Origin of the sequence: Bifidobacterium bifidum ATCC 29521 = JCM 1255 = DSM 20456 (assembly GCF_001025135.1) — a bacterium.
In the GTDB taxonomy this organism is placed as follows: domain Bacteria; phylum Actinomycetota; class Actinomycetes; order Actinomycetales; family Bifidobacteriaceae; genus Bifidobacterium; species Bifidobacterium bifidum.
Genome location: NZ_AP012323.1, coordinates 1,263,952 through 1,285,374 on the forward strand (window position 1 = coordinate 1,263,952; position 21,423 = coordinate 1,285,374).

15 protein-coding genes are annotated in these 21,423 nt (G+C 65.4%); all 15 read right to left on the reverse strand.

What is annotated here, in order from left to right:
• Positions 1 to 90: 90 nt before the first annotated feature.
• Positions 91 to 1,134, reverse strand: a complete 1,044-nt coding sequence (gene tsaD / locus BBBF_RS05325) for a tRNA (adenosine(37)-N6)-threonylcarbamoyltransferase complex transferase subunit TsaD (protein ID WP_003820753.1) — start codon at positions 1,132 to 1,134, stop codon at positions 91 to 93.
• Complete coding sequence (gene rimI / locus BBBF_RS05330; protein ID WP_003813365.1) at positions 1,131 to 1,712, reverse strand: ribosomal protein S18-alanine N-acetyltransferase; 582 nt, start codon at positions 1,710 to 1,712, stop codon at positions 1,131 to 1,133. Before rimI ends, tsaD begins: the two co-directional genes overlap by 4 nt.
• Positions 1,712 to 2,578, reverse strand: coding sequence for a tRNA (adenosine(37)-N6)-threonylcarbamoyltransferase complex dimerization subunit type 1 TsaB (gene tsaB / locus BBBF_RS05335; protein WP_033510257.1), 867 nt, complete (start codon positions 2,576 to 2,578; stop codon positions 1,712 to 1,714). Before tsaB ends, rimI begins: the two co-directional genes overlap by 1 nt.
• Positions 2,579 to 2,637: 59 nt before the next feature.
• Entirely contained in the window at positions 2,638 to 3,183 is a 546-nt protein-coding gene (tsaE, locus tag BBBF_RS05340) for a tRNA (adenosine(37)-N6)-threonylcarbamoyltransferase complex ATPase subunit type 1 TsaE (protein ID WP_171023367.1), read from the reverse strand.
• A gap of 219 nt (positions 3,184 to 3,402) precedes the next feature.
• Positions 3,403 to 4,380: a DNA polymerase III subunit delta gene (gene holA, locus BBBF_RS05345; protein ID WP_003816492.1), complete on the reverse strand. Its 978-nt coding sequence runs from the start codon at positions 4,378 to 4,380 to the stop codon at positions 3,403 to 3,405.
• The gene (locus BBBF_RS05350; RefSeq protein WP_231855210.1) at positions 4,328 to 6,241 is read right to left on the reverse strand and encodes a ComEC/Rec2 family competence protein; all 1,914 of its coding nucleotides are present in this window, start codon (positions 6,239 to 6,241) and stop codon (positions 4,328 to 4,330) included. Before BBBF_RS05350 ends, holA begins: the two co-directional genes overlap by 53 nt.
• A 179-nt stretch (positions 6,242 to 6,420) precedes the next feature.
• Complete coding sequence (locus BBBF_RS05355) at positions 6,421 to 7,137, reverse strand: ComEA family DNA-binding protein (protein WP_033510261.1); 717 nt, start codon at positions 7,135 to 7,137, stop codon at positions 6,421 to 6,423.
• A gap of 284 nt (positions 7,138 to 7,421) precedes the next feature.
• The gene (gene leuS / locus BBBF_RS05360; RefSeq protein ID WP_021648085.1) at positions 7,422 to 10,400 is read right to left on the reverse strand and encodes a leucine--tRNA ligase; all 2,979 of its coding nucleotides are present in this window, start codon (positions 10,398 to 10,400) and stop codon (positions 7,422 to 7,424) included.
• A gap of 124 nt (positions 10,401 to 10,524) precedes the next feature.
• Positions 10,525 to 11,454 carry a transporter substrate-binding domain-containing protein gene (locus BBBF_RS05365; protein WP_021648087.1) on the reverse strand — a complete coding sequence of 310 codons (930 nt, stop codon included), beginning with the start codon at positions 11,452 to 11,454 and terminating at the stop codon, positions 10,525 to 10,527.
• Between the two features lie 10 nt (positions 11,455 to 11,464).
• On the reverse strand, positions 11,465 to 12,415 hold the full coding sequence (locus BBBF_RS05370; protein WP_003813378.1) for a magnesium transporter CorA family protein: 951 nt from the start codon (positions 12,413 to 12,415) through the stop codon (positions 11,465 to 11,467).
• Positions 12,416 to 12,558: 143 nt separating this feature from the next.
• On the reverse strand, positions 12,559 to 13,395 hold the full coding sequence (locus tag BBBF_RS05375) for a histidine phosphatase family protein (RefSeq protein ID WP_003813380.1): 837 nt from the start codon (positions 13,393 to 13,395) through the stop codon (positions 12,559 to 12,561).
• 120 nt (positions 13,396 to 13,515) lie between these two features.
• Positions 13,516 to 15,090, reverse strand: a complete 1,575-nt coding sequence (locus BBBF_RS05380; RefSeq protein WP_021648090.1) for a S10 family peptidase — start codon at positions 15,088 to 15,090, stop codon at positions 13,516 to 13,518.
• 92 nt (positions 15,091 to 15,182) lie between these two features.
• The gene (locus BBBF_RS05385; protein ID WP_021648091.1) at positions 15,183 to 18,773 is read right to left on the reverse strand and encodes an ATP-binding protein; all 3,591 of its coding nucleotides are present in this window, start codon (positions 18,771 to 18,773) and stop codon (positions 15,183 to 15,185) included.
• Positions 18,774 to 18,775: 2 nt separating this feature from the next.
• Complete coding sequence (locus tag BBBF_RS05390; protein ID WP_021648092.1) at positions 18,776 to 19,813, reverse strand: DUF4194 domain-containing protein; 1,038 nt, start codon at positions 19,811 to 19,813, stop codon at positions 18,776 to 18,778.
• 1 nt (position 19,814) lies between these two features.
• A complete protein-coding gene (locus tag BBBF_RS05395) occupies positions 19,815 to 21,335 on the reverse strand; it encodes a DUF3375 domain-containing protein (protein ID WP_003813389.1) in 1,521 nt (506 codons plus the stop codon).
• Positions 21,336 to 21,423 lie beyond the last annotated feature (88 nt).

Here is a 21,423-nt window from a genome sequence, read left to right on the forward strand (position 1 = left end):
CGTGGACGCAAGCAAATTATCGGTTTATCGACGGTTTCGCCCGCGAATTCCCGCTGTTTGTAGGCGAGTGCAATCCGCGAGGCGGAGGGGCTACATGCAGATTTTGTTCATGGGCATGGCGGAATCGATGGGGCAATCGGGCGAGGAAGGGGCCTCGCCGGCCTCTACGAGGTTCACGCCGAGCATGGCGACCATCGCGCCATTGTCGGTGCACAGCTTGAGCCGAGGGATGCGCACCTCGACTCCGGCCCGCTCGCCGTATTCGAGCAGCTTCGCACGCAGCTGCGAGTTGGCGGAGAACCCTCCGCCTACGATCAGAGTCTTGGAATCATACTGCTCGCACCCGCGCATGGCCTTGCGGGCCAGAACCGTGGCCACGGAGTCAGCCAGCGAAGCGCACACGTCGTCAATGGGAACGTCCCGCCCCGCAGCCTGCTGTTCCTCAATCCACCGTGCGACGGCGGTCTTGACGCCGGAGAAGCTGAAATCATACGGATGCGCCGCACCGGCCTTCCCCTGAGTCAGGCCCTGCGGCACCTTGATGGCCTTGGGATCACCCAGCTGAGCGTGACGGTCGATATGCGGGCCGCCGGGGTACGGGAAGCCCAGCAAACGCGCGACCTTGTCGAAGCACTCCCCCGCAGCGTCATCCAACGTGGTGCCGACCACGTCGACATGCCGCGCGACATCGCGCACATGCAGCAGCGACGTGTGTCCACCGGACACGATCAGCGCCAGCGTATCCTTAGGAAACGGCCCGAATTGCAGCTGCGTGACGGCGATATGCCCGATGACATGATTGATGCCGTACAACGGCTTGTTCGCCGCCCATGCAAGCGCTTTGGCACCCGAAACGCCCACGGCGAGGCATCCGGCGAGGCCGGGGCCCGCCGACACCGCTATGGCATCCACGTCGCCGAGTTCCAACCCGGCGTCGGAGAGCGCCTGGGACACGCACGGCACGAACGCCTCGGCGTGCGCGCGAGAGGCGATTTCCGGAATCACGCCGCCATAACGGGCGTGCTCCTCCATCGACGAGGCGACGACGTTGGAACGCAGCGTGCGCCCCTGTACGATTGCAGCGGCGGTTTCGTCGCATGTCGATTCGATGCCCAGTACGATCGGTTCGCTCATGGTTGCGTCTCCTGTCCTGTTTGTTTCGTCATGTCGCCGGCGGCGGACGTATCACCGGCGGCACCAGCCACACCGCCATTGCCGCTGAACCCGACGATGCGCGGTTCAAGGTCAAGCGCCATCACATACGCGTCGATGCCTTCCGGCTGGTAGTACCGTTTGCGCAGTCCGATGCGCTGGAATCCGAACCGGTGGTACAACGCGATGGCCGGGTCGTTGACGACGCTGACTTCGAGCAGCATCCGTCTGGCTCCCTGTCGACGTGCGCGAGATATCAGGTGATTCATCATCGCGACCGCGATGCCCTGCCTCTGATGGGTCTTGCTGACGCCTATGTCCATGATCTCCGCGTCGTCGCCGTCATACCAGTATCCGGCGAATCCGCGGATGGCGGGTTCACGGTCCGTGTCGCGCCCATCCGCCTCGTCCACGTCGAAGACGTATACGCGTGCCGGCGCGTCGAGCTCCTGCCTGATCGAGGCCTCGCTCCACGCATGGTTGCCGAACAGCTCGACTTCCAGCGCCCTTATCGCGCCGACGGCCGTCTCCCGCCCGATATCGTCCAGTTCGCGCAGCATCAGTCCGCCCTCTGCGCGCCCGCATGGTTCAGCACGTGTTTGAGCGGGCTGGGTACTTCGGCATCGGGCCGGCGCAGATACAGCGGTTCGACGGGCGCTTCGTCGTCCGCATGTTTCAGCGCCATCTCGGCGAACATCGCCAAGCCGGCCGCCCCCGCCTCCAGAATGGATCCCTCGACCACCGAGCCGAGAGCATCCAGGCTTTGCCATGCGTCGGCGTATCGGGCCGCCCCGTGACCGACCACGTCCACGATGTATCGCATGCCGCCAATCTCCGCGCGACGGCGTACCTCGGCGTTGACCCGCTCCACGATATGGCCGGGGTAGTCGATGTCCATAGCGATCCAATGGCAGGAATCCGTCTCTGAGCCCGTCACGCCAGCCTCATGGTTCAGGGAGAAGTACAACTGTTTGCGACGGGCGTCATTCACGCACAGAGTGATGTGATGTTCCGGCTCCGGTCTCCCGTTCGCCTGGCCATTTTGCGCCGTATGCGACACATCCGCGAGGAATCCGGCCGCGTCCGCTATGACGGCATCGCCGCGCAGGGCGGCGCGCAACATGGCGTCCTGCGGGTCGAGGATGTTCTGACCGATCAGCCGGGCCCCCGTGGCGAAGGCGAGCGCCTTGGCTGTGACCAGCCCCGCCCTCAGTCCGGTGAACGGGGCCGGGCCGACGCCGACGACGATGCAGCTGATGTCCGCGGGACCGAGCCCGGCGGCATCCATCGCACGGGCGATGTTGACCTGCAGTTTCTCGACGTGGGTGCGCGAATCGGTCTCCACGATGGGCTCATGCCCCACGACTCCCACGGTCGAACCGTACGAGGTGTCGATCACCAACGTGCAACCATCAGTCGCCTGCATTTGTTCCTCCCGTTCATACGCAACCTGTACGAGTCTACATCGTCCGTCAGTCACCATCATCAGGCGGTCGGGGTCGTGAATCGCGAGATGCGCGCCCCATCCCACGCCGGGCCGACCGGTACCAGCGTGACGACTCTGGTGCCATCGCTTGTCGGCTGCCTCTGCGCGGTTTTGTCGTCCTGCCCGTCATCGAGCGGGCGGTCGATATGGACTTCCAGACGTTCCGGAGCCAACGTGGAGGCCATCTGCTCACCCCATTCCATCAGGATCACGGTGTTGGCTCCGGGGTCCTCCAGCTCCTCGTCGAGACCGAGCGATTCCAACTCGTCCAGCAGTCTTTCCTCGACGTCCTGTCCGGGCGCATAGGCGTCGCCGCCGAGGCGGTACGCGTCGACATGCACCAGGTGGGCGTGCGACCCGTCGGCGAATCGTCCGTCAAGTTCGCGGGCGATGGTGAACGTCGGCGACACGATGGGTTCCGTTATGCCCAATCCGGCGCCGATGCCCTGCGCGAACGTCGTCTTGCCTGCGCCCAGCGGGCCCGACAGCAACAGTACGTCGCCGCCGTGCAGCAGCAAGGCCACACGCCGGCCCAGTTCGCGCATGTCGTCGTCGGTGGGCACGCGCACAACGACGGGATGCGCGGCGTCGGCTCCCTGGTTCCGTGTCACGCCGGCGTTGCCCGTTTCTGCTGTTTCCATCGTTTCTTTCATGCCCGTCCCTGCCGTTCCTGTTTCAATTTCGATGTCGTCGTTCATGTCATGCATGCTCTGCGGGCACCCGGCCGTGGTCGCCTCGCCGCAGGGCGCCGTTCTCCGGCGCGGTCAGTCCCTTCCTTTGTGGCTGATCAGTTCGATGCACCTCTCCAGCGCGTATACGGGGTCGCCCCCGTTGGTTTTGCTCTGTTCGTCCGCCCAGGCGAGCATGCGGATGCACTGCCCGAGTCCCGCCGAGGTCCAACCCGAAAGCTGTCTCATGGCGTTTTTCAGCACCCACGGGTTCGTTTTCGCCTGGGCCTGCGTGATGGTGCCGGCCTTGACTGCGGATGCCTTGGCGATGGTGCGCAGTTTCATCGCGAGCGCGCCGATCAGCGCGATGGGGTCCGTTCCCTGTTCGACGGCGGAACGCATGGCGATGATGGCCTCGGCCGTGCGACCGGCTATGGCCTTGTCCGCCACGGAGAAACCGGTCACCTGCGGGTTCGAGGTCAGGTACCGGTTGACGAGATCCAGGGTGATGGGGTCGTCATCGAAATCGAAGCACAGTTGGGAGCACATGGCGGCCATTTCTCCGGTCCGCTCGCCGAGCACCGCGACGAGCTGCTGGGCGGCCAATGGCTCGACGCGGCGGTGCTCCCCCTCGAATATCTGCAGCACGAAGTTGAGTTTCGCCTCCGGTTTCTTCAGGTCGGCGACCGTCTCCTTGCACGCGCCCGCCTTGACGAGTTGGTCGAGCAGCCGTTTGCCCTTGACCCCTCCTTCATGCCGGCAGATGACGATGCTGGATGCACCCGGATCGGCGCATGCCTGACGGCAGTAGCGCACCATGGATTCGCCCAGCTTGTCGTCGGCGTTTTGCAGATTGTCGACGACGACCACGGCGACATCGGCGAGCAGGGAAGGGCTGACGGCCTCATCGAATGCGTACTGGTCGCAGCCGGTCGCATCCAGGTCGATGCGCTCGGCGTCGGGCCGATCGTGCAGCGCACGGCGGATGAGATCGCGCCCGGTTCGCTTATTGAGATATGCGTCACCGCCGAACACGATGATGAACGGGGCTTGCGAGCCTGCCTTGTTTGCCATGGTCTCCATCTTCCCATACAGCTGGACAAGAGCCGTCATGCGCTCCCGTCATCGATGCGACGGGAATGGCTCCCGCCGCGACTTTCGTGTGCGGCACCGGCCGGTCTCCTCCGTCGGTGTCGCCGTCGAACATCGTTACGGTCTGCAACCACCATATCCGTATCCGGTCACGCAGACGGGGACGGAACGACTGGCCGCCGTCGCCGGATCCGTCGGATCGCAGCAGACGCAACCATCGGGTGGCCAGTATCAGCACCGTGGCGCACGCCGATTCGACCAACACCATCAGCAATGCACCCGGTATGCCACCGGCCCACGGCATGGTCGCGAACTCGTTGTCCGACACCATCGCGGCGACGCGTTCCATGACGGACGTGCCGCATCCCGCAATCCAGGCCAAGACGTATCCGCATTGCGGCATCAGCCAGGATATGAACAGCGCGGCGAGCCCTGCCATGGTGGCGAATCCCACGACCGGGCCGACGAGCAGATTCGCCGGCACCGAGGCGAGAGGCAGTTGCGGATCCATCAGGATCTGTATCGGCAGGGTGAGCGACTGCGCGGCGATGGTCATGGCGAGCGGAGCCGACAGCAATCGGGGCAGCATGCACGCCAGCCAATCGGTCAAAGGGCCGGCAAACAGCACGATGCCCAATACGGCCGCGCAGGACAACGCGAAACCGTAGCTGACCGACATCGAGGGAGCGATGAGAAGGACGATGATCACCGTCCAGCTCAGCGAACTCACCGACTGCCCTCGACGGCCGGCCGCCACTGCGGCAGCGCCGAACAGTCCCATGAGCAATGCGCGCAGCACCGAATCGGATGGGAACACGACTATCGCCAGCATCACGTCCGACACCGCCATCACCAGTCCTGTCGCCCATCGAGGGGCGAGCACGCGGGAGCACAGCCTGTGCACCAGCCCCGCGATGACCATGAAATGCCCTCCCGACACCGCCATCAGGTGCATGATGCCGCTGCGCCGGAACTGCTCCTCGAGTAGCGCCGCATACGCGGCATCGACGCCGCCGACACGTTCCGTCCCCGATGACAGGCCTTCTTCAGACCCATGTGACGCCGCACCGAATGCGGTATCGCGCACCCGGACCGCATCCTGCCCGAGCACGCCGACGGTCAACCCCGGCACCAGCACGCGCGCCTGATCCGACAGGCGGTCGCAGGCGCGCAGTAGCCCCTGCTGCATGGCCTTGACGATGCGGGCCGTTCCGGAAGGCGCAGAAACCACATCCGGCACGCGCATATCGTCACAGGTCAGCCACAGCGGCTGACGGCCATACGACGCCGTGCTCAGCGTGCCGGGAAAACGGTAGACCGCCGTGTCGGTCAGCGCCGAACAGACGTCTCCCGACAACAGCACGCGGATATCGGCGCGCGAAGGCACCGGCGAGCGTTCCGACAGCGGATTCGCCGGGGATCGCCGTATGGACAGCGACACCACGCGCCCGTCAACCTGGCAATCGGAACCCCTCACCGTCGACGATACGGCCGGGGAGCGCACCCGCACCACGGCCACCACGTCGGCGGGCCCGTCACGGGCCTGGACATGCGCCGCATCATGCCAGCGCACACTGTCCGCGGTCACCGCCGCGGCGGCCGACAGTAGTCCGGCCACGGCCATCACGGCCACGGCATCCCCGAGCGAGGCTCGCAACGGGCGTATCAGCCCGTGTGCCGCCAGCGACGGCACAACGAGGACCACCGGCAGCAGCATCACAGCCAACGCACCAATCGCATACCCCGTGACCGACATCGGGTCATCATCCATCAAGGTCAGCCATCGCCACCATTGGTGAGCCGCCGCCGAAGCCATCCACGCGGCGAGAGCCGCCGGCAGCATCCTGAAGTCCCTACCGCCGTTTTCGCGGCGGATGGCGAAGGCCCGCGATGACGGGCGTTCCCGATGCCCATCGGTCGAGTCGCGACGCCTTCCGGTATGGTCCCTCCGACGGCGGTCGTGGCAGCCGCCACCCTGCATATGCCCGTCATCCCGCATGTACCGTCTCCTCATCCCCCACCTCACACACGCACCCACGGCCGTATCTTGGTGAGCGTCTTCGCGCCGATGCCGGAGACATCCAGCAGCTGGTCGACGCTGGTGAACCTCCCGATGCTGCGCCGGTGATCGAGAATGCGCTGCGCGGTCACCGGCCCCACGCCGGGAATGGAATCCAGCTGCTCTGCGGTCGCGGTATTGAGATCGATCCTCGTATCTGCGGTGGCCCCATCGTCCGAACCGTCACTCCCCTGCTGCGATGATCGCCCGTTCTGCGCAGCCTGACTGCCCGCGGAGGACTCCACGCCGTCTCCTTGCGATTCAGCGTCGCCCGCCCCACCGGAATTCTCCTGATCGGAGCCCGTTCCACCAGAGTTCGACCCGTCGCCATTCATGGAGTCGCTGCCGTCACTTCCACCGGGTAACGTTTCGGCGATACCCGTTTCCTTCCCTCCCGCATTCTGCATCGCGGCGTTATGGGATTGAGCCGACACGTACCGCAGGGACTGCTGCAGCAGCATCGTCAGGCTCGCGCACAGGGCCGTGGTCAGCACCAGCATCACCGTCACCGCGTGGAACGGGCGGAATCTCAGCCGCGGCACGTCCCGCTTCGCGGACTGGCCTCGCATGCCGTCGTCAGGGCGCACACCCATCAGACGGCTTATTGGCTCGACGGCAGGCGTGGTGGAATCGGCCACGTCGGCATGTTTCTCGGTATGACTCTCGCCATGCGACGGCACCGGTCTGGAAAAATCCCCCGGTGGCGGCGCCGGAGGAGGAGACACGCCCGTTCCGGCATCCGTCGCGACAGATGTTCCGATCCCGATTACGTCGGGCACGGCAGGAATCCCGGCGTGGCGGCCATCGTCCATGCCGCGCAACCGCCGAGTCGCCGTTTGATCCCCTGAATGAGAAATGCCCATGCTTCCAGCGTGAGGGAACATGGGCATGAAGTCCAGCCGAATCGGCCTATGTGGTCGAAGGCTCGGGAGTTATCCACATTTTCGGCGTGTCGCCGGCGGAATCACTCGGCGGGGACGATGGAGACGATCTTCGGGGCCTTGACGATCACCTTGTGCGGCGTCTTGCCGCCCAACCGGTCGGCGACCGCCTCAAGCGCCTGCTTTTCGAGGTCGGCCGGGTCGATGTCAACCGGCACCTCAAGCTTGGCACGCACTTTGCCCTTGATCTGCACCACGGCGGTGACGGTGTCATGGCCGACGTACTTCTCGTCGGCGACGGGCCACGGCTCGGCGGACAGGGATTCGTCATGCCCGAGCTTGGACCACATCTCCTCGCAGATGTGCGGCGCGATCGGTGCGAGCATGAGGATCAGAGGCTCGACGGCGGCGCGCGGCACGGCGGGCAGTGAGGTCAGGTGGTTGTTGAGCACGATGAGCTTGGCGATGGCGGTGTTCGGACGCATGCCCTCCATCTCCACGGTCACCTCGGCGATCGTGTTGTTGAGCAGCTTCAGGGTCTTGACATCCGGGGTGTCCTCAGTCACGTGCACCTCGCCGGAGGTCTCGTCGACCACATTGCGCCACAGTCGCTGCAGGAAGCGCATGCCGCCGACCACGTTGCGCGTGTTCCACGGGCGGGACTCGTCCAGCGGGCCCATGCTCATCTCGTACAGGCGGAACGTGTCCGCACCGTAGTTCTCGTACATGTAGTCCGGGGTGACGATGTTCTTCAGGCTCTTGCCCATCTTGCCGAACTCGCGGTTGGCGTGCTCGCCGTTCCACGTGAACGTCGGCTCGCCGTCAGCCCTGGCGGGGCCTTCCACGACCTCGTCGGCCGGTACGTACTGGCCACGGTCATCGGTGTAGGCGTACGCCTGGATCATGCCCTGGTTGAACAGCTTGTGGAACGGCTCGGCCGAATCCACGTAGCCGAGGTCGAAGAGCACCTTGTGCCAGAAGCGGGAGTAGAGCAGGTGGAGCACGGCGTGCTCGACGCCGCCGATGTACAAGTCCACGCCGCCCTCGTCGCCCGAGTACTTGTTGTGGTTCGGGCCCATCCAGTAGTCGAACTCGTCCTTCTCGACCATGTGCTCGGTGTCAGACGGGTCGATGTAACGCATGTAGTACCAGCAGGAGCCGGCCCAGTTCGGCATGGTGTTGGTGTCGCGATAGTAGGTCTTCTTGCCGTCGCCCAAGTCGAGCTCGACCTTGACCCAGTCCTCGTTGCGGCTCAGCGGCGCCTCCGGGTTGGACTCGGCGTCCATCGGGTCGAAGGTGCGCGGCTCGTAGTCGGGCACGTCGGGCAGGTTGATCGGCAAAGCCGAGTCCGGCAGCAGGTGCGGGGTGCCGTCCTCGCCATAGACGATCGGGAAGGGCTCACCCCAGTAGCGCTGGCGGGAGAACAGCCAGTCGCGCAGACGGTAGCTGACCGTGCCCTTGCCCACGCCGGCGGATTCGAGCCAGGCGTTGACCTTGGCGATGGCGTCATCGACGCGCAGGCCGTTAAGGCTCAGCGCGTCGCCCTTGGCGGCGGTGGCCTCGACGGATGAGTTGATCACGATGCCGTCGTGGGAGACGAACGGGGCCTTGCCTTCGTAATTGGCCAGGTCGTCGCCGGATTCGGGCAGGGGCTTGACGGTGTAGATGACCGGCAGACCGAACTTGACGGCGAAATCGTAATCGCGCTGGTCGCCGCCCGGCACGGCCATGATGGCGCCGGTGCCGTAATCCATGAGCACGTAGTCGGCGGTGAACAGCGGCAGCTTGGCTCCGGTAATCGGGTTGGTGGCGTACAGGCCGGTGAACAGGCCGGTCTTCTCGCCGCCCTCATCCACACGATCCTTGGCGGTCTTGGCCTCGGCAGCGAGCCTGTAGGCCTTCACTGCCTCGACCGGGGTGGCGTAGCCGCCCTTCCAATCCTCGGGAACGTCGGCCGGCCATTCGGCGGGCACGTTCTCCAGCAGGTGATGCTCCGGGGAGACGACGGCGAACGTGGTGCCGAACAGGGTGTCGGGACGGGTGGTATAGATCTCCATGTCCTTGCTGCCGTCGGCGGTGGCCACGGTGAAGTGCACGGAGGCGCCGTGGGATTCGCCGATCCAGTTGCGCTGCATGAGCTTGACCTTCTCGGGCCAGTCGATGCCGTCGAGGTCCCCGATGAGGCGGTGGCCGTACTTGGTGATGCGCATCGACCACTGGCGCAGCTCGCGCTGGAAGACCGGGAAGTTGCCGCGTTCGGACTTGCCTTCGGCGGTGACCTCCTCGTTGGCGAGCACGGTGCCCAGCCCCGGGCACCAGTTGACCGGGGACTTGGAGATGTAGGCGAGGCGGAAGTCGTTGAGGATGTCCTGCTGTTCGGCCTGGTCGAGGTCGGCCCACGCCTTGCCGTCGGACTCATGGCCGGGGATGGCCTTCTCGCCGCATTCGAACTTGGCGACGAGCTCGCTGACCGGGCGGGCGGAGCCCTTGGAGCCGGAGGGGTTCACGGCGTCCTCGTCGTACCAGGAATCGTAGATGCGCGAGAAGATCCACTGGGTCCAGCGCACATAGCCGGGGTCAATCGTCGCGAAGGAGCGACGGTCATCGAAACTCAGTCCCATGCGGTGCAGCTGGCGGGACATGTTGGCGATGTTGGCAAGCGTGGTGACGCGCGGGTGCTGCCCAGTCTGCACGGCGTACTGTTCCGCGGGCAGGCCGAAGGCGTCATAACCCATGGCGTGCAGCACGTTCTCGCCCTTCATGCGGTGGTAGCGGGAGGCCACGTCGGAGGCGAGGTAGCCCAGCGGGTGGCCCACGTGCAGGCCCTTGCCTGACGGGTATGGGAACATGTCCATCGCGAAGTATGCCGGGCGGCCGTCTGCGTTGCGGCCCTTGCCGTCCTTGAGGTCGCCGTTGACGTTGGCGGCCCAGAACGTGCCCTTGTCATCCCAGATCTTCTGCCATTTGCCTTCGATGTCCTGCGCGAGTGCCGCGTTGTAACGGTATGCGGGTTCGGTGGAATCGGTGGACGCGGGTTGCGTGGTCTTCTCGTTGTCACTCATAGACAAGGATTATCGCCACGCAACTGGACACCATCCTCACGCAGGTCATGGCATGCCGCGCATCCGGTCGATAATCGACGTGCGACGCCGACGGGGCGAGCCGCGCGCAGCCCGCCGGCCTTCATCATTCGTCGCCCTGCTCCGGGTCCGACGACGCCGTGTCCGACGATGCCGCGGGATCCGGCGGATTGAGCTTGGAGTCGACAGTGTAGCCGATCTGCCGGCGCATGCCCCGCACGGCCTGCCGCCACGTGCCGTCGTCGATCATGTCGCTCAGTATGTCACCGATGCTGTCGGCGAGCTGCGTATTCCCGTGCTTGACCGCGATGCCGTATCGCTCCTCGCCGAACGGAGCCCCGACCACCTGCACGTACCCGTTGCCTTTCACGGTCGCGAGGCCGGTGAGGATGGCGTCGCCCGCGGCTACGGCGTCGACGTCACCGATGAGCAGTGACGTCAGGCACTGCCCGTAATCGTCACGCTCCTCGATGGACGCCTTGGGCGCCTGGCTGCGCACGGCGTCGGTCACGTCGCTGCCGGCAACCACGCACGCCTTGCGCCCGTTCATGTCCTTGATGCCGGTGATGTCGCCCGCGTCGGCGGCCCTCACCAGCAGATCCTGCCGGACGATTAGATACGGGCCGGTCATCGTCACCGCCGACTCATGCCGTTCGGTGATGCCGAAGCTGGACACCACCATGTCGACCTGCGCGCTTTCCAGCATGGAGACGCGGGAACGGGGCGTCACCGGCTTGAAGACGATCTGCTTGTCCGCGTATCCCAGCGCCTTGGCGACGTAACGGGCCACATCCACGTCGAAGCCCGAATACCCGCCGTTGTGCCATACGCCCAGACCGGGCTGGTCGGAGGCGACGCCGATCGACACCGTGGGCCCCTCCGGCTGCCGTATCGACACGCCGTTCGCATCATCCCGGGAACTCGAGGAGCCGCAGGCGGTCAGGGATCCCGCGGTCCACAGCACCGCAGCCAGCGCCGCCGAAAAGCGACGCATGATGCGCCGGCGCCCCGCCTTCGTGTGTTGCAGCCCTGTCATGCCGTTCCCGTCATTTGAACATGCGCGAACGGGTCAGGAACCACGCGACGACGGCGGAGAGCACGACGGATATCGCGATGATCAGCGTGAAGCCCCATGTCTTGCCGGTGAACGGCATGCCCAGCTGCCCCGGCACGAAGTTCATGCCGTACATGGAGAAGATCAGCGTCGGGATCGACAGCGTGATGGAGATGATCGTGAAGATGCGCATCACGTTGTTCAGGTTGTTGGAGACGATCGAGGCGAAGGCGTCGGTCATGTTCGCGAGAACGCCGCTGTAGATGTTCGCCATCTCGATGGCCTGCTTGTTCTCGATGATGACGTCGTCGAGCAGGTCCTCGTCGTCCGGGTACTGCTGGATGCGCGCGAGCGTGGTCAGCTTCTCCATGACGATCTCGTTCGATTTGAGCGACGTGGTGAAATAGACCAAGGTCTTGCTCAGCTCAAGCAGCATCATGATCTCGCGGTTCTGCATGGCGTGACGCAGCTTGAATTCGAGCTTGTCGCTTTCGCGGTCGATAATGCGCAGGTACCTCAGGTATGTGCTGGCGTTGCGGTAGAGGATCTGGAGGATGAAGCGCGAACGCATGAACGTGTTGAACCCTCGGATCGTTCCCTCCATGAACGGGTGCAGCACCGGCGTGTCCTGCATGCATACGGTGATGATGAGGTCTTCGGTGACGATGATCGACAGAGGGATGGTCTCGTACCAGTCACGGCCCCCGCGCTCCTCGACGGTCGGGATGTCCACGATGATCATCGTGTAATCGTCCTCGACGTCGATGCGCGAACGTTCCTCGTCATCCAACGGGGCGCGCAGGTCGGCGAGGTCGACGCCGGTCTGCTGGGAGACCGTGGCGAGCTCCACGTCGGTGGGTTCGGACAGACACAGCCAGGAGCCGTTCTCAGGTTTTTCGATCTGCTCCACTTGGCCGTTAATCGTGCTGAACATCCTCAACATGTAGTCTCACCCACCTCTCATAACCGAACACTACCGAACATGACCGGACCCGCGGCGGCATGTCACGTCGTCTGGAAGCCTCAACAAGGATAGCCCTTATGCCACGACTTGCAAATCCGCCACGGCCGGCCCCGCCGCCGGCCTCACCCCTCGATCGGCTTCCACATCGGCATGTGCGGGCCGTGCAGGGACTGCGGGCCGTTCTCCCAATCGCACAGAGCAGCGACCGCCGGCCCCTGGTTGAATGCCGTCATCATCCATTCGACGCCGCCCGAAGGCCGGTATACCGGTCTGAGCGTCGACCAGAACGCGTTGCGCATGCCATCCAGGTTGCTCAGGTTGTCGGGGTCCATGCCGAGCAGGGTCTCGATCGTGGCCACATGCCATGAGCCGTGCCCGACGAGCATCAGGGTGGTCGGCTCATCGGCATGCTCCGCGTTGATGCCGCGCACCAGGTCGAGCACCGCATCGGCGCCGCGCAGTCCTGTGGCGGTGCGGCTCTCCACGCCGAACGCGAGCTCGCCGCCGGTGTGGACCCGCCACGAATCATAGGCGTCGGCATGCTCCGCTCGAATCTCGTCGCGGGTCATGCCCTCCCACTGCCCGAAGCTGCGTTCGCGCAGGCGCGCGTCCGCGGTCACGTCCAGCCCCAGCATATCGGCGAACGCGTGCGCGGTCTGCAACGCGCGGAACAGGTCGGACGAGACGACGACCATGCGTCGCGAGGATGCGGGGACCTGCCGGTATTCCTCGATGTCGCTGGATTTCGCCGCCCCCGGCCCCGGCTGGGCCAGCGTATCCGGATGCCGGGCGATGTTGGCCACCTTCGCCCAGTAGTAGCGTCGCGCAAGCTCCGACGCGCTCTGGTCGGCCTGCCACTGGCCGATGATGTCGAGGGGCACGTCGATCTGCCCCTGCAACCGCCTCGCCACATTGAAGGCGGTCCGTCCGTGCCGCAGAAACACCACTTCGTCAATCATGTTCGTCCTTACCGTCGCCGCATGAATCCGTGCCATCACACATCCTACAGGCATCGACCTATATCCGATCGGCTGTAACGCCGATGACGGAATGCGTCCGGCGTCACGATGCACCCGCGACTACAGGGATATCGACGGGACCACGGCCGCCGGGCGCTCGTCGATCGCGGACAGTCCGCTCACATCGGACGCGTAGAACCGCGTGAGGTCGGCGGTGAACTTGGCGAGGCTCGCCTCGCTGCTGTAGAGCATGTGCCCGGCCGGGTAGTAGGCGAAGGCCACGTTGCGGCGCAGCGGCTTCGGCAGCATCAGGTGATCGATGTCGTATTCGGTCTGGAAGAACGGCGTGCACAGGTCGTAGACGCCGTTGCCGAGCAGCACCTTCATGGTCGGCTGGTGCGCGATGGCCGCGGCCAGATCGGGCAGCACGTTCGGTTGGGTCATGACCCAGCCCGATTCGCCGGGCATCCGGTGCCACCACATCCAGCCCTTGCCCGGCTCGGTGGCGTTCCAGTCGAAGTCGGCGAAGCCCTTGCGCTCCGGCACGCGGTCCCAGCCGAGCTCATCGCGCAGATAGGCGTTGCACAGGCTCGAATACGCGGGGTCGAGCCAGGCGTCGTCGACGACGAACGTCTCCTCGTCGTTCATGCGGTCGAGGTCGTAGCCGGCGACGCGGCCATCGTAGCGTCCGACGATCTTGTCTTCGTCATGCAGCAGCGCCTTGCGGAACCTCGGGTCGGACACGCGCAGATTGGAATCGTAGACATACCGCTCGTCCAGTCCGGTCAGCTCGGCGTATCGGCGTGCGACCTTATGCCGGGTCTCGTCGTCAAGCGAGTCCCCGGCGGCCAGGGCGAGACGCAGCGGCCCCGCGGCGAAGGCACGGGCGGCCTTCAGATGCTCGTCGAGCTTGACGTCCGACGCGGCTCGGCCGTGATATTTCGCCACGGACGCATAGGACGGGAAATATCCGACGTAGAATTCGTCGATCAGGTCGGACGTGAACGTGTAGTCGAGCACGTTGGAGATGAGCGTCAGTCCGTTCAGCGCCACACCGTCCTGCTGAAGCCGGTATGCGAGCGCCGCGCCGCGCGTGGTGCCGTAGGATTCGCCGAGCACGTATTTGGGCGAGTTCCAGCGGTGGTGTTTGCTCAGGTACGCCCTGATGAACGCGCTGAAGCCGGCGACATCGCCGTCCACCGACCACAGTTCCGGCTTGGCCGCGTCGAGGATCTCGGAGAATCCGGCGCCGGCCGCGTCGATGAACACGAGGTCGGAGACGGGCAGCAGCGTGTGCGCGTTGTCCACGAGCGCGTAGGGGGCGGCCGGCACCGGAGCGGCGTCGGGGACGTTGATGCGCTTCGGGGCGATCGAACCCATGAGCAGGAACGTGGTGGATGAGCCCGGGCCTCCGTTGAAGATGAACGTGACCGGTCGGGCCGGGTCTGTCTTGCCTTCGCCGTTTACGAGGTCGAACGCGGTGAAGAAGATGCTCGCGGCCTTGGGTACCTTCGGTGTGTCGATGAGTATCGTGCCGACGGTCGCCGCATAGTCGAGTTCGCCGCCATTGACGGTGATGCTGTGTCTGGTGGTGTGCTCGCATGCCTCCGGCAGCTGCTTGCCCTGGGCGGGTGCCGCCGCGACGGGTCCGGCGTTGCCGACGTTCTGGGTGTTCTGGGTGTTCGTGTCGCTCATATCTGTCGCTCCTTGGATGTCAGTGCAACTATACGCCGGCCGGGCAGGCCGTACTGGATCCTGGCCATGGTTTGCCGCGTCATCGGCGCCGCCTATTCGGCGGCGTCATCCGACTCGACGGTACCTTCCGGCTCATCTGCGCCTTCCGTCTCATCGATGCCGTCCAGTCTGGCTTCGTGCAGCGTGGTGTAGCCGGTGTCGGGGTCCTTGCGGGTCACGTATGCCTTGGTGGAGACCTCCAGTATCTCGCCCGTCTTGCTTTCAGGGGCGGAGACGATGACCTGGAAACCCAGTCTCGGCAGTACGGACAGCGCGCGCCGCGTATACCGGCCGTCGGCCTTGATGAGCGCCTCGTCAAGGAAGAGCGTCGTGTAGGAAGGCTTGAGCTTGTTGTCCATGCCGCCGCCGAGCAGGTAGATCAGCGCCGCGCCGTACACGAACGAGGTCAGCTCCTGCAGGGCGCCGCCGGACCGTCCGCCGGTCGAGGTGATGCGTTCGACCTGCCCGTCCGAGTGGCGCACGAGCGCGTAGAACGAGGATCGGCACCGCGGGTCGAGGTTGCGGGCGCCGTAGCTTTTCACGCCGTTGACGTCCCTGATCTGCCCGATCTCGCGGCGCAGCATGTCGATCATCGCGGCGCAGGACGCGAACGCGCACCGGGCCCCGTCAAGATCGTCGTCCGTCTGTGCCGCCTTGCGGTCGTTGAGGGTGCCGATCACGCGGGTCAGGGCCGACCAGAACGCGCGCTCGGGGCGCCGTACGTCCGCGTGCAGGGACAGGCTGCCGTGGTGCGGGCCGAACTGCTGGCCGTCCAGCATCGCGTTGATGCGTTCCAGCTGGTCGTGGATGTCTCCGGCGTCGGTGTCTATCGCGCGTTTGATGGTCAGGAAGCTCATCAGCAGCTTGTCGAGGCAGTTGTGGTATTCGACGGCGGTGGCTTCGACGGTGGCGAGCTTCGAAAGGCTTTCCAACTCGTCCTGGTAATACCGGTAGTCGTCCACGCTGGCGGCGATCGTATCGTCACCGCCCGCATACATCTCGATATAGGCGCCCATCCGCGCCTCGACGGCGGTGCGGGCCGATGCCGCACGACCTTCGAGCATGGAGACGCGCGCCTCCAGGTCCTTGCCGATGCCGGCGATGATACGGTCGGCGAAGGTATCCCCCTGAGCCATACGCTGCGGCGCCCCCGCGCCGATGATCATGTGGGCGCGGGTCGTCGCATCCCCCAGACCGGAGAGACGCTGCTCATATGATTCGGCGAGCGCCTCCTCCACCTCGTCCGTCAGGAGAGTCCGTCCGTTCGTGACGGCTTTTGGCGAAACGTCCGCCGCTTCCCCATCGAGCGGCCGCGTCTGCGGTTGCGGCTGCGGCTGCGCGGCATGCTCGTCGAGCCATGCCTGCGCTGCGTTCACCGCCTGATCGGCGAGCTCGGCCTGCCGTTCGATGTCGATGCGCTGGCGCTGCGAGCGGTCGAGCTCCTTGGACAGCGACTCCTGCAACGTGTCGAGTTCGGCGAGCTTGGGATTGTTCCTGACCGAGGCGATGGTGCGTTCGATGTCGGCGATCGCCGCCTTCGCGCTGTTCTCGTCGATCTTCTCCCATGCGGTGTATGCGAGCTGGTCGGCGAGTTCGCGCTCTCGCTGCAGGCGGTCGGCCTGTTCCTTCGCGCTCGCGTACGATTGCGCGGTCTCGTCGCATTGGCGTTGCGCGTCCTGGATGCGCGTGCGCAGTTGCGCCAAATAGCTTTCGTTGACGAATCCGATGACCTGCTGACGGTCCTTGATGCCATGCTGGCCGCGTTTGCCGGATTTGATCTGCCCGTCGGCCTGCACCTGCCGCACGGCATGGTCGGAGTCGTCGATGCCGTCGACGCACAGGGCGTCGAGACGCTCGGAGCTGGTCTGCTCGCGCAGCCAGCCGGCGAACGGGGAATCCTCGCGGTAGCGTAGCTTCGAGGACAGCCACACCTCTCCGGCCGTTCCGCCGGTCGCACCCGTGTTCGCGCCGCCGGGCCCGTTCCCGGCTCCCCCGCGTTCGGTGTCGACGAACTGCCAGGTGCGCCGCGCCATGGCGTGCGGGTCGATGGCGCTGACCTTGGCTGCGAATCCACGCTCATGGCGCTTGTCGACGAGGATGGTCTGGGCCATGGATCCGTATGCGGCGTTCATGGCGAGGCGCCAATGCTCCTGATCCTCGCGCACGTCCATGAGCTCCGCGACGTACGGCAGTTCGCTCGGGCCCAGCCCGGTGGCCCGGCACAGCATGGCGCGGGTCTCGTCCATCTGGCGGGAGATGCGGGTGCGCTGCGATTTCTGGCGTTCATAATCGTCGTTCAGCCGCTGCAGCGTCTGCTTGACGGACGCGTGCGCGGCGTACGTCTGGTTGCGCATGTCGTCCAGCAGTCCCTTGCGCTGCTCATATGAGCGCATGAACGTCACGGCCTCGATGCGCCGCTCGTCCCACGCGTGCTCGTCTTTGGGGAACTCCTCGCCGGCCGCCTCGAACATGCGCCCGATGCGCTGTCTGCCGGCGGTGATGTCCGCCAGCGCGCGTTCCGCCTGCCGCATTTCCGCGTCGAGCCGTGTCAGGTCGCCGCCGTCGAGGCCTCGCATGCGCTCGCGCACCGCGTCGATGCGGGTGCGCAGGCTTTCGATGCGCTTGCCGGCAGCCCGCGCCTCACTGCGTCGCTCGTCACGCAGACGCCTGTCGAGCGGCTGCCGTTCGTTGACCTCGCCGATCATGCGGCGGATCGCCCATGCTCGGATCGTCGCCGAGCCGGACTTCGTGGCCGGGTTCACCGCGTCGAACGAGTGGACCGCGTCACGGGCCGACTCGTAGTCGTCATAGCTGGCGGTGATGGCACGCAACTTGCCCATGCGTCTGGTCTTTTCCTCCATGCTTCGGAAGTTCGCGTCGTAACGCTCGTAATCCTCCACGGTCGCACGGGCCAGGTCCAGCGCCTCGGGCACGCCCAGCACGCCCTGTTTGAAGATGTCGTCAAGGCGGGAGGGGGCGTCGGCCGACTGGATGCGGGCCAGCAGACGGCATGCCTCCGCGCTCAGGCCCATGACATCCCAAATATGGGTGTGGAACGCCTCGGCGTTCGGGAAGGTGACGCACCCCGGATACGTGGATTTCAGCTGCGTGGGCGTGAACGACGACTCGCGGAACACGTCCATGCGGCGCGGGTCGATCGGCTTGTCCCATGCCAGGTACAGCCGTCGGACGTCGCCGCGCCCGTCGCCGGGCATCAGATAGAGGAACTTGCCGCAGGACAGTATCTGACCGGTGGTGAAGTTGCGGTAGGTGTCGACGATCGCGCCCCATATGGACCGGGGCGCGCCGGACTCGTCCCGGCCGCGCAGGTACATCGGTTCGTCGACGCCGTCGGAGCCTCCCACGCCGATCATGCCGCGCAGGTAGGTGTAGTCGCTTCGTTCCGAACGCCCCGAATTCGACGCCTTGTTGAAGGGCGTGCCGGTCGGGTAGAGCAGCGATATCTGCGCATCGACCAGCGTCGACTTGCCGGATTCGCTCGCGCCGGCGAGCAACGTCACCGGCAGTTGCGAGTCCGTGGAGGGACGGAACTCATGGTAGCCCTCATAGGATCCCCAGTTGACGAGCCTCCTGCTTTCCATCATCCATCGGTCGGCGATCATCTGCATGTCCTTGCCGCTCATCGTCACTCCCCTTCCCGTGCAGTGCCGCCGTCCGAGGCGGTCTCGTCGTCAATGTCGCTGTCGTTCGCGCCATTGGCATCATCGGCGCCCTTGATGTCCTCGGCGGCGTCCGCATCGGCGTCATCATCGAACAGCGGAGCCTCGAACAGTTCGGCGTCGGGTCCCGCATCGTCCGAATCGCCATCGTCATCGGCGCCGCTCGCATCGGCGTTCGACGTATCGCCGGCTGCAGACCGCGAGCCGGCCGGGGCCATGTCACCGGCCGGCTCGTCATCGTCGTCCCGGTCCGCGACTGCGAGCCAGCTGTCCGCCAGCTGACGGTCCAGCACCACCGGCACCAGCGGCGTGATGCGGTACATCGTCTCGTCATCGTCGAGCTGCCTGAGATAGCCGTACGTGCACATGACGGACACGATCGCACCCACCTGCCTGAGCACGCCCTCCTCGTCGTTGCGCGAGGCGAGGTACCCGGCGCCGGTGGCGAGCGCCGCTCGGATCTCCTCGAAGCTGACCAGCCATTCGTCCGGCGCGACGTGGGCGTTCTCGTATTCGAGCACGCGGATGCGCAGGAACGCCAGCAGCGCCGCCTCCTCACGTTTGAGGCTCGCACGGGTCTTGAGCGCGCGCAGCGTCATGTCCGGCCCGCTCACCGCGGTGGCGTACATGACGCGGTAGTGCTCGTTGACGACCAGATCGAGCAGGTCGTTGTTGAGCGAACGGATGACCGCCGCGCGGTTGTCGAGCGCCAGGTCATAGAAACGTCCGCTGATGTAGCGCTCGCGTTTGAGCATGATCGCCACCATGCGCGCGTCGGCGGTCATGTCGCCCGTGTCGCCCTCGAACAGGGCGTATGGGTTGACCGCGCCTTCCGCGTCCGCGCCATCGTATTCGACGTCCACCGCACCCATGTCATCCGCGCCGGTACTGGCACTGTCGGTATCGGCACTGTCGGTATCGGCACTGTCGGTGCCGGTCATGTCGTCGTCAATCATGTCCATGTCCGCGTCCGGCTGGGCGGTGTCGTTCGTCAGGTCGCTCATGTCAGTCCTCCTTCACGATGTCGTGCAATTCATCCTCTTGTGCGAGCACTGGACCGGTGATCCAGTCCCTCGGGCTTCCGTCTGCCGATATGCAATGCCATGCGACACCGGCTCCGTCCCCGCAGCCGAGCTCTCCCAGGAAACCGACGAGCTCGCTTTCCTTCCGCTCGGCTTTCGGCAGCCCGTTGAAGCTGGCGACGATGTCGATGGCGCCGTTCCCGTCGTCCGCGTAGACGGGCGATTCGAGGATGAGCGCGGCCATGCGCCGCAGCCGCGGTCCCCCGTTGTCGATCATCGAACGCAGGTCGGGCGCGGTCGCATCGCCCGGTGTCTGCGGTACGGACAATCCCGGGGTGGTCGTTCGTACCATCGGGCGCGCGGGGCGCGACGGCAGCGGAGGGAACCTGCCGGCCGCGGTATCGGTCCGGTACGGTCTCGCATCGTCGCCCTGATGCGCCTTCGCGTCGGCGTTGACATGGGCATACAGACGGTTGAGCTTGCCGAGCATCGTGCGGTATCGGGTATCGGTCTGCTGTCGCACCAGACGGCTGATCGCCTCGTCGGATACGCGCATCTGGCGACGCACCGCCTCGATGCCGTCATAGATGCGCGAAAGCTCGGCACGCACCTGATCGAGCAGGACGCCGGACTCGCCGGCCAGATACGGCGTGTGGGCGATGTCGCGCAGGGCCGCGTCGATCTGCTGCCGTCCCTCGTCGGTGATGATCACCTGGAACGCGTCCTCGAAGCGTCTTCCGCTGTCGGACTCGCTGAAGGACCTGCGGTATTCGTCGTGGTACGAGGTCAGGATGTCGTCGACGCTCATGTCGCCCGCCTGCATGCGGCGGCGGAGCGCGTCACCGTTGTCCCGTTCGGTCAACACGAGTTCACGCAGGTCTATGGGCACGCCGCGCAGCGTGTTGTGAATCACTGCAATCACGTCCTCGACCTGCGATTCGGTGAGCGCCGCCTGCCGCTGACCGTGGCGTATCTGACGTATCTCGTGTTTGCGCGCCTTGATCTCCCGGTTGAGCAACGCCACGCGCTCGCCGGGGTCGGCGGTAAGCTGCATGCGCGCATGCTCGATCTCCATGATGATCGAGTTCGCCTGCGCGCCCGACAGCGTGCGGGAGTCATCCTCAAGCCGCGACAGCGCCTCGATCGCACGATGGGCGCGGGCGGTGAGACGGTACAGGAACCGGTGCGATGCGGCGTCATGCGAGTTGGCGAGCCATGCGTAATCGTCATCGCCCTCACGGGTCAGGTCGGCGAGGATGCGCCGGGAGGCGTCCGCGATGGTCTGATCCTCCCTGAGCTGGTATTCGCCGGAGTCGACGAGCCGGGACAGGCTTTGCGAGAAGCTTTCCTCCAGGGTCTCACGGGGCAGCTCGCCGGTCAACGGGTCGAAGGCCGCGCGGAGCAGCGCCACGTACATCATCGAATTCTGACGGAGCAGCAGTCTCAGCACGCCGGTTTCATAGACCGGCCTCAGCCGTTCCATCTCCCGTCGGATATCACCCACGAAAGGCCTCGCTTTCCACTCGTCCTGGCTCGGCGCGCGTCACGTTCGCCGGACAAACCACGCTAGCACAAGACGGCGCTATCGGCGT